12 protein-coding genes are annotated in these 12982 nt (G+C 62.5%); 7 read left to right on the top strand and 5 right to left on the bottom strand.

Annotated features, from left to right (window positions below; genetic code table 11):
- Positions 1–20: 20 nt before the first annotated feature.
- Complete coding sequence (gene tkt, locus RIN13_RS08195) at positions 21–2138, bottom strand: transketolase (RefSeq protein WP_309106874.1); 2118 nt, start codon at positions 2136–2138, stop codon at positions 21–23.
- 510 nt (positions 2139–2648) lie between these two features.
- Here tkt and RIN13_RS08190 point away from each other — a divergent pair.
- Complete coding sequence (locus RIN13_RS08190) at positions 2649–3599, top strand: heme o synthase (RefSeq protein ID WP_309106842.1); 951 nt, start codon at positions 2649–2651, stop codon at positions 3597–3599.
- A gap of 268 nt (positions 3600–3867) precedes the next feature.
- Here the strand turns inward: RIN13_RS08190 and RIN13_RS08185 are convergent, their stop codons facing one another.
- From RIN13_RS08185 to RIN13_RS08175, 3 genes are read right to left on the bottom strand one after another with little or no spacing between them, the layout of a single operon-like run.
- On the bottom strand, positions 3868–4812 hold the full coding sequence (locus tag RIN13_RS08185) for a COX15/CtaA family protein (protein ID WP_309106841.1): 945 nt from the start codon (positions 4810–4812) through the stop codon (positions 3868–3870).
- Between the two features lie 7 nt (positions 4813–4819).
- On the bottom strand, positions 4820–5578 hold the full coding sequence (locus RIN13_RS08180; RefSeq protein ID WP_309106840.1) for an ABC transporter permease: 759 nt from the start codon (positions 5576–5578) through the stop codon (positions 4820–4822).
- Positions 5575–6543: an ABC transporter ATP-binding protein gene (locus tag RIN13_RS08175; RefSeq protein WP_309106839.1), complete on the bottom strand. Its 969-nt coding sequence runs from the start codon at positions 6541–6543 to the stop codon at positions 5575–5577. Before RIN13_RS08175 ends, RIN13_RS08180 begins: the two co-directional genes overlap by 4 nt.
- A 141-nt stretch (positions 6544–6684) precedes the next feature.
- On the opposite strand from RIN13_RS08175, the gene RIN13_RS08170 reads away from it, so the two are divergent.
- The 6 genes from RIN13_RS08170 (at position 6685) to RIN13_RS08145 (ending at position 11894) form a co-directional block, all read left to right on the top strand.
- A complete protein-coding gene (locus tag RIN13_RS08170; RefSeq protein WP_309106838.1) occupies positions 6685–7539 on the top strand; it encodes a MarR family transcriptional regulator in 855 nt (284 codons plus the stop codon).
- Positions 7539–9002: a Fe-S cluster assembly protein SufB gene (gene sufB / locus RIN13_RS08165; protein WP_309106837.1), complete on the top strand. Its 1464-nt coding sequence runs from the start codon at positions 7539–7541 to the stop codon at positions 9000–9002. Before RIN13_RS08170 ends, sufB begins: the two co-directional genes overlap by 1 nt.
- A gap of 2 nt (positions 9003–9004) precedes the next feature.
- Positions 9005–10291 carry a Fe-S cluster assembly protein SufD gene (gene sufD / locus RIN13_RS08160; protein ID WP_309106836.1) on the top strand — a complete coding sequence of 429 codons (1287 nt, stop codon included), beginning with the start codon at positions 9005–9007 and terminating at the stop codon, positions 10289–10291.
- Positions 10292–10311: 20 nt separating this feature from the next.
- The gene (locus tag RIN13_RS08155) at positions 10312–10671 is read left to right on the top strand and encodes a non-heme iron oxygenase ferredoxin subunit (protein ID WP_309106835.1); all 360 of its coding nucleotides are present in this window, start codon (positions 10312–10314) and stop codon (positions 10669–10671) included.
- A gap of 80 nt (positions 10672–10751) precedes the next feature.
- A complete protein-coding gene (sufC, locus tag RIN13_RS08150; protein WP_247045239.1) occupies positions 10752–11549 on the top strand; it encodes a Fe-S cluster assembly ATPase SufC in 798 nt (265 codons plus the stop codon).
- A gap of 12 nt (positions 11550–11561) precedes the next feature.
- The gene (locus tag RIN13_RS08145) at positions 11562–11894 is read left to right on the top strand and encodes a metal-sulfur cluster assembly factor (protein WP_247045237.1); all 333 of its coding nucleotides are present in this window, start codon (positions 11562–11564) and stop codon (positions 11892–11894) included.
- Between the two features lie 142 nt (positions 11895–12036).
- Here RIN13_RS08145 and RIN13_RS08140 read toward each other — a convergent pair whose 3' ends face one another.
- Positions 12037–12921 carry a neutral zinc metallopeptidase gene (locus RIN13_RS08140; RefSeq protein WP_309106834.1) on the bottom strand — a complete coding sequence of 295 codons (885 nt, stop codon included), beginning with the start codon at positions 12919–12921 and terminating at the stop codon, positions 12037–12039.
- Positions 12922–12982 lie beyond the last annotated feature (61 nt).

Below are 12982 nucleotides of genomic sequence, written 5' to 3'. Positions count from 1 at the left end.
TTATCTCCTGGAATTCGTGTTCAGGCCTGCAGGCCAGCGAGGGAGTCCTTGGCGGCGGCGGCAACGGCCTCCGCTGTGATGCCGAACTCCTGGAAAAGGCGCTTGTAGTCAGCGGAAGCGCCGTAGTGCTCGAGTGAGACGGAGCGCCCGGCGTCACCGACGAACTCCCTCCAGCCCAGGGCGAGCCCGGCTTCAACGGAGACCCTGGCCTTGACGGCGGCGGGCAGCACGGATTCGCGGTAGGCGGCATCCTGCTTGTTGAACCACTCGACACAGGGCATGGAGACAACGCGGGCAGCGATGCCTTCTGCCTGAAGGGCTTCGCGGGCCTGGACGGCCAGCTGGACCTCGGAGCCGGTGCCAATGAGGATGACGTCGGCCGGGACCGTTGCGCCCTCCTTAGAGGCCTCCGCCAGGACGTAGCCGCCCTTGGCGACTCCCGCCGTCGAACCGAAAGTGTCGCCGTCGGCGGTGCCTTCGCCACGGGCGTAGGTGGGAATGTTCTGGCGGGTCAGCACGATGCCGGCCGGGTTCTCGTGGTTCTCCAGCATGGTCTTCCACGCCGCTGCCACCTCATTGGCGTCACCGGGGCGGACAACGTCCAGGCCGACGATGGCGCGCAGTGAGGCGAGCTGTTCCACAGGCTGGTGGGTGGGACCGTCTTCACCGAGACCGATGGAGTCGTGGGTCCAGACGTACAGCGACGGAACGCCCATGAGCGCGCCGAGGCGGATGGCCGGACGCTGGTAATCGCTGAAGATCAGGAACGTACCGGAGAACGCCCGGGTCTTGCCGTGCAGGGCAATGCCGTTCACGATTGACGCCGCGGCATGCTCGCGGATACCGAAGTGGAGCACACGCCCGTACGGGTTGCCGGACCAGGCGTCAGTCTGCTTGGACGCGGGGATGAACGACGGCGAGCCCTCGATGGTGGTGTTGTTGGATTCGGCAAGGTCAGCGGAGCCGCCCCACAGTTCCGGCATGACCGGGCCAAGAGCGTTGAGCACCTTGCCGGAGGCTGCGCGGGTGGAAACGTCCTTGCCGGCCGGGAAGAGCGGAAGTGCGGCGTCCAGGCCTTCAGGCAGTTCGCGGGCTTCCACACGCTCCAACAGGGCGGCGTTTTCCGGGTTGGCTGCCTGCCAGGCGTTGAAAGATTCTTCCCATTCCTTGCGGGCCTCCGCTCCCCGGTCCACTACGGAGCGGGCGTGGGCCAGGACTTCCTGGTCAACGTCAAAGGACTTGGCGGGGTCGAAGCCCAGAACCTTTTTGAGTCCGGCCACTTCCTCAGCGCCCAGGGCGGAACCATGGATCTTGCCCGTGTTCTGCTTCTTCGGGGCGGGGTAGCCGATAATGGTGCGCAGCGAGATGATCGAGGGCTTCGACGTTTCGGCCTTGGCCGCCAGCAGTGCCGAGTACAGCTCCTGCACGTCTTCCTTGTATTCGCCGGTCTTGGTCCAGTCCACGCGCTGGGTGTGCCAGCCGTAGGACTCGTAGCGCTTCAGCACATCCTCTGTGAAGGAAATGTCCGTGTCATCCTCGATGGAGATGTGGTTCTCATCGTAGATAACAACGAGGTTGCCCAGCTCCTGGTGCCCGGCCAGCGAGGAAGCCTCAGAGGTCACGCCTTCCTGGAGGTCGCCGTCGGATGCGATGACCCAGATGGTGTGGTCAAACGGGCTGGTGCCGGCGGCAGCATCGGCGTCGAACAGGCCGCGCATACGGCGCTGCGAGTATGCGAACCCGACCGAGGATGCCAGGCCCTGACCCAGCGGGCCGGTGGTGATCTCCACGCCGGCTGTGTGCTTGTACTCCGGGTGTCCGGGGGTCAGTGAACCCCAGGTGCGGAGGGCCTCAAGGTCCTTCAGCTCCAGGCCGTAGCCGGAAAGGAACAGCTGGATGTACAGCGTCAGCGACGTGTGGCCGGGGGACAGGATGAATCGGTCGCGTCCCAACCAGTCAGGATTACGGGGATCGTGGCGCATCAGCTTCTGGAAGAGAAGGTATGCGGCAGGCGCCAGACTCATGGCCGTCCCGGGGTGGCCGTTACCCACCTTCTCCACGGCATCCGCGGCCAATACCCTGACGGTATCCACGGCGCGTTGGTCCAAGCTGGTCCATGACAGTTCTTGCTCTTCCAAATGTGGCACGAAAACCGGGCCCCTCTCTGTGCTGACGGCAATTGGTACGGTCAGGCCGGAGCAGGGCACATGATGGCGCCTGCTGCAGTGTGTACCAGCCGTTCACCATTGAAACGTTGATCTATCTTCAGTCGCATGGCAGAGGCGGGAATACGCTTTCCAGCGCTACCCCTTGCGTGCTGATCTGCAGACAGCTTAGCCCCAATCCACACTCTGGTCAGCGTGAATCTCACTAAGTGGACTGAATTTTCCTTATATGAATCACCGTATAGCAGGGAGGTTGTGAGAATCAGTTAACCTCCCTGAATCATTGACAAAGTTGCAGGAAAACCCCTGGCTAATGCCGCAGGCAAAACAACGACGCCGACGGAAGGCTGAGTGAACAATGCCTGCTGTAGCTCCACGGTATGATATTCGAAGGCCTCCGAAGGGGTGCGCAGGCCCGTTTTGCGGGTCCCGCATTGAGGTCCACCGGAAATAAACCGCCAGACAGAACAGAGTGACTGCAACGTGAGTACAACCGATACGCCTCTCAACGCTGCCCGGCTTCCGGGGAAGGCAGGCATCGCCCGCAAAGCGAAGGCGTACCTGGCCCTCACTAAACCAAGGGTCATTGAACTCCTCCTCGTCAGCACCCTTCCCACCATGATCTACGCAGAGCGCGGCTTCCCCTCGGTTGGGCTCATCCTCGCGACGCTGGTTGGGGGAGCCTTCGCCGCAGGCAGTGCGGGCGCCTTCAACTGCTACATTGACCGCGACATCGACAAACTGATGCACCGTACCGAGAAGAGGCCTCTCGTCACGGGCGAGGTCACCCCTCGGGAAGCGCTGGTTTTCGCGTCGCTTCTTGGTGCCGCGGCGATTGCCATCCTCTGGTTCGGAGCAAACCCGCTGTCCGCCTGGCTGGGCCTCGGCGCCATCCTTTTCTATGTTGTCATTTACACCATGATCCTGAAGCGGCGCACTGCCCAGAACATTGTGTGGGGCGGGGCCGCCGGGTGCTTCCCCGTCCTGATCGCCTGGGCTGCCGTAACCAACACCGTTGAGTGGCCCGCCGTCGTGCTCTTTATGGTGATATTCCTGTGGACGCCGCCGCACTACTGGCCGCTTTCCATGCGGTATGGCGAAGACTACCGGAACGCCAATGTGCCTATGCTTGGTGCCATCGCGGGCGCCAGGGTGGTTTCTGTCCAGGTTGTCCTTTATGCGTGGGCCATGGTGGTGTGTTCACTGCTGATGGTCCCGGCCGGCGGCGCCGGTTGGGTCTACACAGCAACTGCCGTACTCGCAGGGGCATGGTTCCTCTACGAATCCCACGCCCTCTACAGCAAGGCGCAGGCCGGGGACGTTTCGAACAAGGGTGCCATGAAGGTTTTCCACGGCTCCATCAGCTACCTCACCCTGCTCTTTATCGCCCTTGCCATTGATCCGTTTGTTGGCACGGCATTAATGGCCGGCTAGCCCCTCCCCGACGCTCCCTCACATCTCGCGGCCGAATCGCAAACGCTCCCTCACATTTCGCGGCCGAACCCCCGACGCTCCCTCACATTTCGCGGCCGAATCGCCGACGCTCCCTCACATTTCGCGGCCGAATCGCAAACGCTCCCTCACATTTCGCGGCCGAATCGCAATCGCTCAGGCACAGGAGCTGAAGGAGCGTCCCGCATAAAGGCACAGGACCTGAAGGAGCGTCCCGCATAAAGGCGCAGGACCTGAAGGAGCGTCCGGGTTATTTAACCGGGCTTGAGCGGGAGAGGTCCGCGGCGTTAGTTGCTGCGATCATCAGCAGTGCCGCACCGAGCATATGTGTGCCAACCAGCAGCGCCGGGATCCCGTTGTAGTACTGACTGAAGCCAATGACAGCCTGCAGCAAAGTTACCGAGAGCAACAGGAAAACGGCGGAGCGGAACGGGCCGTTGATCTTTCCCTGGAGGACGAGGTACAGGGCCAACAGGGAGCCTGCGGTGATCAGGTACGCCGGTACGGCGTGAATGTGCGAGAACAGATCCCAGTCGAGGTTGTTGCGCGGGGCATCGGCATCGCCGGCATGCGGACCGGCGCCCGTCACCACAACTCCCAGGCATACAGCAACAGCAGAGAAGAGGGCGACGGCGGCCATCAGCGGGCGCGCCACGCCAGGCAGAGGGGCCAGTTGTATTGAGCGGAACCTGCCCGTCCTGCCATAGGCCCGGTTAACCAGCAATGTTGCCAGCACCACCAACCCCATGGAGACGAGGAAGTGCAGGCCCACAACCCACGGGTTGAGCTGGGTGAGGACAGTGATACCCCCGATGATGGCCTGTGCCGGGATGCTGGCCAGCAGTCCGAGGGCCAGGAGGAACAGATCGCGACGTTCCTTGCGCAGGTTCCACAAATACACCAGCATCAAGGCCGCAACGGCCGCCAGGGCGAATGTGAGAAGGCGGTTGCCGAACTCGATGAAGCCGTGGAGTCCCATCTCGGGGGTGTTGACCAGGGAATCCTCAGTGCAACGCGGCCAGGTGGGGCAGCCCAGGCCTGAGGATGTGAGGCGTACGGCTCCACCGGTCACCACCAGAATGGTCTGGCCGATGAGAGACAGGACCGCAAGGCGAAGCACCGTCCCGTCCACCGACACGGGGAGCTTGGAAGTAAACCGGGACACGATCCCGGTGAGGCGCGACGCCGTACTCACAGTTTTCTCAATTCCACTTGAACCAACGGGTGGCTGCTGCACCGGCGAGGGCCGCCCACAGCAGCAGGACAAGGACGGCGGGGGTGTTGACGCCGCCATGCAGCAACGCGTCCCGCAAGGCCTCACCGAGGGCGCCGGACGGCAGAAAGTGCACCACGTGCTGCGCCGGGCCTGGCAGCCGTTCGGCCGGGATGACGATGCCGCCAAGCGCGCCGAGCAGAATCCACAGCAGGTTAGTGATGGCCAGTGTTGCTTCCGGGCGGACCGTTCCGGCGACGAGCAGGCCAAGGGCAGTGAAGGCGGCTCCACCCATCACCAGCAGGACGAGGCCCGGGAGCAGGCCTGCCGGGTTGGGCTGCCAGCCCAGGATCGCGGCTACTGAACCGATCACCAGTACCTGCAGGGCGAGGACTGCCAGCACCGCAAGGATCTTGCCAGCGATGAGCCCGGTCCGGCCGAGCGGCGTGGTGGACAGGAACCGCAGGACGCCGTAACGGCGGTCGAATCCTGTGGAGATGCCTTGACCAGTGAAACCAGTGGACATGGCGCAGAGTGCGAGGATGCCCGGCACTGCGACGTCAACCCGGCTGCCGCCGAGCCCGTCCAGCAGCGGCGTGACGGTCAGGCCCACCAAGGCCAAGAGCGGCAGCACGATGGCAAGTATCAGTTGTTCGCCGTTCCGGATCATGGTCAGGGCCTCATAGCCGCCTTGCAGCGCGATCCGTCTGAACAGGGGCGCGGGTGCGCCTCCGAGTGTCTCGTTCATCGGATATCCCTTCCCGAAATGTCCAGGAATACATCTTCGAGGCTCCGCGCTTCCAGGCTCAGGGATCCGGGCATGATGCCGCGCGCTGCCCACCAGGCGGTGAGGGCAGCAAGGTCCTCCGGGCTGAGCGCACCCGTGACCGAGTAGCTGCCGGCCCTGCTCTCTCTCACATCAATTCCGGCGGGAAAAACACCGGTGAAATCAAGGCCGGGCCGCGCCTCGAAAAGGAGCGTGCGGATGTGGGGCTGGCTCGGGTCAGGCGAAACGTTCCGCTGCAGCAGTTGCGCCACCGTTCCCTCGGCCACGTTCCTGCCGGCGTCAATGATGTAGACGTAGTCGGCGAGACGCTGTGCGTCGTCCATGAGATGGGTTGTCAGAATGATTCCCATCCCGGCCGAACGCAGTTCGGTGATGAGTTCAAAGACGATGTTCCGGGACTGCGGATCCAGACCGGCGCTCGGCTCGTCAAGGAAAAGCGCCTCGGGCCGGCCCACAAGAGCGGCAGCGAGGGCCAGGCGCTGCTTCTGCCCACCGGAAAGACGTCGCACGCTGGTCCTGCTGAAGGTATCGATCCCCAGCCGCTGAATCAGTTCGTCCAGAGCCCACGGATCCCGGTACATTCCCGCTATATGGCGGAGCAACGGGATAGGACGGGCCGACGGCGGCAGTCCGCCATCCTGCAGCATCACACCGACACGGGAGCGAAGGCCTGCATCTGCTGCATCCGGGTCCTGCCCCAGCAGCGAAATGGTTCCACCAGTGCGTTTTTGAAGGCCTTGTGCGCATTCAATCGTGGTCGTTTTGCCTGCGCCGTTGGCGCCCAGGAGGGCAGTGACTTTGCCGCGCTCGGCCACGAGGGACAGGCCACCCACTACCCGGAGCATCTTGCCATCCAGGGCCGGGAGCGGACCAACGTCCTTGACTAACCCGTCTATGGACAGAACAGTGGATTGGGGGGATTGCACCAAAGCATTCTACGTGATGTAGTAGCAGTGCACTCAGTTCGGGTGCCGGGGTGTCCGATGTCACAATGAGGCAGCGAGCAGGCGAGCCTTGCCTTACTGGATGCCGGGACTAAATTACGACATCATTATGTTGTGTATTCCATGAGCTCATCCACTTCTGCGCGCTTGATCAGCCGCAGCGCGCCAGCAGGCGTGCCGGCGGTGCTCCAACCTGTTCCGGCTTCGGCAATCGCCGAGGCTGAGGACCGTACCCGCGACCGCGTTCTGAACGCCGTTCTGGAGCATGGACCGGTAAGTGCCGCTGAGCTTGGCGACCTTCTGGGCTTCACCCCGGCTGCAGTCCGCCGCCACCTTGATCACCTCGCCCGCAGGGGAGTGATCGAAATAAAGCGCGTGGCCAGGGCCGGCGCCGGTGCAGGCCGTCCCGCCCGCCGTTATGTTCTGAGCTCACAGGGCCAATCGAGCCTCGGGGACGACTACCTGAACATTGCAAGCTCTGCACTCAAGCAGCTCGAGCACATGGCTGGCTCCGAAGCGGTCCGGGAGTTCGCCGTCGAGCGTTTCTCCGATATGGAACGCCGCTACGCGCCGGAAGTTGAAGCAGCCGGGGCTGATATCACTGCAAGGGCGCGGGCCCTGTCCGCGGCCCTCTCCAAGGACGGTTACGTTTCATCGGCAGCTTCCATTGAAGCCAAGGCGCCCCTTCCCGCCGCGCTCTCCAGCGTCCAGCTCTGCCAGGGCCACTGCCCGATTCAACAGCTCGCTGCCCAGTTCCCGGTGTTCTGCGACGTGGAAACCGAAGTTTTTTCCCGGCTGGTAGGCGTTGACGTGCGCCGCCTCTCCACGTTGGCCCGCGGCGGGCATGTTTGTACTACCCACATACCTACGGGTCGACCGGCGGTTCAGGGGCGGGAAACACCCGCAGCACCCGGAACCTCAGAAGTATTGCCGGAAAACCCGGACGAAGTATCCAACCATCTGCAAGAAAGGCCGTGATGACGGACCAACTATCAGAGAAAAAGGTTGCTGACTCTACTGTGATTTCGGAGATTCTGGAAAAGAATCCCGAGCTCCACGGAATCGGCACCTACGAGTACGGCTGGTCCGACAAGAACGACGTCGGCGCCAACGCCCGCCGTGGAATCAATGAGGACGTTGTCCGGGACATCTCGGAGAAAAAGAGCGAGCCCCAGTGGATGCTGGACCTCCGCCTCAAGGGCCTGAAGTACTTCGACCGCAAACCCATGCCCACTTGGGGTGCGGACCTGTCGGGCATCGACTTCGACAACATCAAGTACTTCGTGCGGTCCACCGAGAAGCAGGCCACCAGCTGGGAGGACCTGCCGGACGACATCAAGAACACGTATGACAAGCTCGGCATCCCCGAGGCCGAAAAGCAGCGGCTGGTCTCCGGCGTCGCCGCCCAGTACGAGTCCGAGGTCGTCTACCACCAGCTGCGTGAGGACCTTGAAAAGCAGGGCGTCATCTTCCTTGATACCGATACCGCGCTGCGGGAGCACCCTGAGATCTTCCAGGAGTACTTCGGCACCATCATCCCCGTGGGCGATAACAAGTTCGCGTCGCTGAACACGGCTGTCTGGTCAGGCGGGTCCTTCGTGTACGTGCCCAAGGGCGTCCACGTAGACATCCCCCTGCAGGCATACTTCCGCATCAACACGGAAAACATGGGCCAGTTCGAACGCACCCTGATTATCGCGGACGAAGACTCCTATGTTCACTACATCGAGGGCTGCACGGCGCCGATTTACACCTCGGACTCGCTGCACTCCGCCGTTGTGGAGATCATCGTGAAGAAGGGCGCCCGCGTCCGCTACACGACCATCCAGAACTGGTCCAATAACGTGTACAACCTGGTCACCAAGCGCGCCATCTGTGAAGAGGGCGCCACCATGGAGTGGATCGATGGCAACATCGGTTCCAAGGTGACCATGAAGTACCCCGCTGTCTACCTGGTGGGAGAGCACGCCAAGGGTGAAACCCTGTCCATCGCTTTCGCCGGCGAGGGCCAGCACCAGGACACCGGCTCCAAGATGGTCCACATCGCGCCCAACACCAAGAGCTCGATTGTGTCCAAGTCTGTGGCCCGTGGTGGAGGCCGCGCGGCCTACCGTGGCCTGGTCCAGGTGCGCGAAGGTGCCAAGCACTCCGCTAACACGGTCCGCTGTGACGCGCTGCTGGTTGACACCATCAGCCGCTCGGACACGTACCCGTACATCGACATCCGCGAGGACGACGTCGTTATGGGGCACGAGGCAACGGTGTCCCGGGTCAGTGAAGAACAGCTCTTCTACCTCATGTCCCGCGGTATGCGCGAAGACGAAGCCATGGCGATGATCGTCCGCGGCTTCATCGAACCAATTGCCCGCGAACTCCCGATGGAGTACGCACTCGAGCTGAACCGCCTGATTGAACTGCAGATGGAAGGGTCCGTCGGATAACGATGACTGAAATCACCACCGAAAAAGCGCGAATCGGCGCGCCCTCAGCCCAGCCGTTCATCAACGGTTTCACCGAGGAGGGCGAGAGCCTTTCGCCCATCAATTCCACTGAATCGAAGGCCCCGCTGGCTGGAGCTTCCGCCAAGAGCCACTCCCACGGTGGCGGCGTCGGGATTCCCGACAGCTCACGGGCCGGACGCCTGACGTCCTACAACCTGGCCGACTTCAAGCCGCTCACCGGTATGGAGGAAGACTGGCGCTTCACGCCGCTGAAGCGCCTTCGCGGGCTCCACACGGACGCGTTGACCGGAACTGCCCCTGAGGTGCTTGTCACAGCACCCTTGGGAGTCCTGGTGGAAACGGTTGACCGCAACGACAACCGCATCGGTTCTGCTGCGATTCCTGAAGACAGGGTTTCGGCCAATGCCTGGGAGAACTTCACTGAGGCCACCGTCATCACGGTCCCCGCTGAAGCGCAGGTAGCGGATGAAATCAGTGTCCTGATCACCGGCCAAGGCACCGAGGCTTCAGCACAGCACATCGTCATCGAGGCGAAGAAGTTCTCCAAGGCCGTGGTGGTCCTTGATCACCAGGGCACCGCCGTCGTCTCGCAGAACGTCGAAATCCTGGTAGGGGACGGCGCTGACCTCACCGTCATTTCGCTCCAGGAGTGGCATGACGATTCCGTGCACGCGTCCTCACAGCAGGCAAAACTTGGCCGCGACGCGAAGTTCAAGCACATCGTGGTGAGCCTCGGTGGCGACCTGGTGCGCATGACCCCGTCAGCACGCTTCACTGCCACCGGCGCCGAAGTTGAGCTCCTGGGCCTGTACTTCGCCGACGCCGGCCAGCACCTTGAGCAGCGGCTGTTCGTTGACCACTCTGTGGCCAACTGCAAGTCCAATGTTCTTTACAAGGGTGCACTGCAGGGCAAGAATGCCCACACCGTCTGGGTAGGCGACGTCCTCATCCGTAAGGAAGCAGAAGGCACGGACACCTACGAGGCCAACCGCAACCTGGTATTGACGGATGGCGCCCGCGCCGACTCCGTCCCGAACCTGGAAATTGAAACCGGCCTGATCGAGGGTGCGGGGCACGCAAGCGCCACCGGACGTTTCGACGACGAGCACCTGTTCTACCTGATGGCCCGCGGAATCTCGGAAGAGGTTGCCCGCCGTCTGGTGGTTCGGGGCTTCCTGAACGAAATCATCCAGAAGATCAAGGTGCCGGCGCTCGAGGAGCGCCTCACTGCTGCTGTTGAGCGCGAACTCGCCGCTACCAATAACTGAACGGGCACGGAAACAACCACATGACTGAACAGCCGAAGGGTGAGCTCGTCTGCAGCGCCAGTGAGATCAAACTCAAGCAGGCACTGCGCATCCTGATCGACGACTACCCCGTCGCCATTGTGAAGGACTCGATGGGTGACATCCATGCAATTGGCGACACCTGCTCGCATGCGGACGTCTCCCTTTCGGAGGGTGAAGTCGAGGGTTGCATGATCGAGTGCTGGGGCCATGGATCCCAGTTCGATCTCCGCACGGGGGAGCCACTTCAGCTGCCTGCCTACGACCCGGTACCGGTTTTTGCGGTCACCATCGAGGGCGACGACGTCTACGTGGACTTCACAAACGTACTCAATGGCGCTGAAGCCCCCAACTTCAGCTAACCGTCAACCGCACATCAAAAACTTCAAGCCAAGAAACCGCACCGCAGCCAGAGGGCATGGTGCAGAGGAGAACAAGACACATGTCTACTCTTGAGATCAAGGACCTGCACGTCAGCATTGACACCGAACAGGGCACCAAAGAGATCCTGAAGGGCGTCAGCCTGACCATCAAGACCGGTGAAACCCACGCCATCATGGGCCCCAACGGCTCGGGCAAGTCCACACTGGCCTCCACCATTGCCGGCCACCCCCGCTATAACGTCACGGGTGGCACCATCACCCTCGACGGCGAGGACGTGCTGGCCATGAGCGTCGACGAGCGCGCCCGGGCAGGCCTCTTCCTGGCCATGCAGTACCCCGTGGAGGTCCCCGGTGTCAGCATGACCAACTTCCTGCGCACCGCGAAGACCGCCATCGACGGCGAAGCACCGTCCCTGCGTCACTGGACCAAGGACGTCAAGGCTGCAATGGCCCAGCTCCGCATCGATGCTGACTTCACGCAGCGCAACGTCAACGAGGGCTTCTCCGGCGGCGAGAAGAAGCGCGTCGAGATCCTCCAGCTGGAACTCTTCAAGCCGCGCTTCGCCATCCTCGACGAAACCGACTCCGGGCTCGATGTCGACGCGCTCAAAGTCGTGTCAGAGGGCGTCAACCGGGCTCACGCCGAGGGCAACATGGGTACCCTGCTCATCACGCACTACACACGGATCCTGCGCTACATCAAGCCGGACTTCGTCCACGTGTTTGTTGACGGACAGGTAGTCGAAGAGGGCGGCCCGGAATTGGCCGACCGACTCGAAGAAGAAGGCTACGACCGCTACGCTAAAGGCGCCGGAGCAGCGAGCATCGCAGCCGCGGCAGCAGCAGCACAGGCCTAGTAAGGACCAGTCATGACCGAAATCAATACCGCCCGGACGGGCCTTGAGGATGTCGAAGAGGCCCTCAAGGACGTCATTGACCCGGAGCTCGGGGTCAACATTGTTGACCTCGGTTTGCTCTACGGGTTGAAATACTCCGACGACGACGGCGCACTGCTGATCGACATGACGCTCACCACCGCTGCCTGCCCGCTGACGGACGTGCTCGAAGAGCAGGTCGGCAAGGCACTGGACGGTGTTGTGGACGAATGGCGCCTGAATTGGGTGTGGATGCCGCCATGGGGTCCGGAACGCATCACCGATGACGGCAAGGACCAGATGCGCGCCCTCGGGTTCAACATCTAAGTCCCCACCGCCTCCATGGCCTCGACGGCGGCCGGTTACCTTCCCGCGAAGGTAACCGGCCGCCGTCGCGCTTAACCATCGATTGCTCCCCATCGGCCCTTTTCGAGCATGAAAACGGCGCCTACGGAGCAATCGATTGGGTTCAGAGAGTCGCGGCCGAGAAGGTATCGCATTGGTTGATGTCGCCGGTGGAATAGCCTGTGTAGAACCACCGCTGGCGTTGTTCACTGGAACCATGCGTCCAGGCTTCAGGGGTGACCCTTCCCGTTGCGGCCTCCTGGATTCGGTCATCGCCGACGGCGGAAGCGGCGGACAGCGCGTCCTTCAGGTCCTGTTCGGTCAGCGGGTCCAGGAAGGGCTGGCCGGAAGCAGGGTCCGGCTGGGTGGCATGGTGGGCCCAGAGGCCGGCATAGCAATCAGCCTGCAGCTCGACGCGGACAGCGCCTGATTCAGGCCCTTGCGGATCCTGCTGGGCACGGTCCAGGTAACCCAGCACGTTCTGGACATGATGGCCGAACTCGTGGGCCACCACGTATTCCTGGGCAAGCGGGCCGCCTGATGAACCGAACCGGTCCACGAGTTCCTGGAAGAATCCAGGGTCGAAGTACGCCGTGGTGTCGGCGGGGCAATAGAACGGACCCACAGCTGACGTGGCCGCTCCGCATCCGGTCTCTGTGGCATCCCGGAAGATGACAGTTTCAGGTTGCGGGTACTGCCGGTTGTACCCGGCAAGGTAGGCCGGCCAGAAAGCGTTCAGGCTGTTGACCGTCCCGACGATCCGGCAATCAAGACGTTGGTCCGCGTCCGCTCCGGTCCTGCAGGCCGGCGCTGTTCCCTGGCTCTGGGCTGAGGGGTCCTGCACGGTTCCCCCGAGGCCTTCCAGCAACTGAGGATTAACACCGAACAGCAGCGCCAGCAGGAGAACGATTCCGCCGCCTATGCCGCCGCCTATTTTGGTGCCTCGCCCCATGCCCCGGCGGTCCTGCACCTGTGATGGATCCAAGGGGACATTGTCGTTGAAACTCATAACGTCACAATAGTCCGGCCGGGCGGTGAGGGAACCTGGTGGCGGCGGTAAAGTGGCTCTG

Source organism: Arthrobacter sp., from assembly GCF_031179985.1.
In the GTDB taxonomy this organism is placed as follows: Bacteria; Actinomycetota; Actinomycetes; order Actinomycetales; family Micrococcaceae; genus Arthrobacter.
This window is presented reverse-complemented; position numbering and strand designations above follow the sequence as displayed.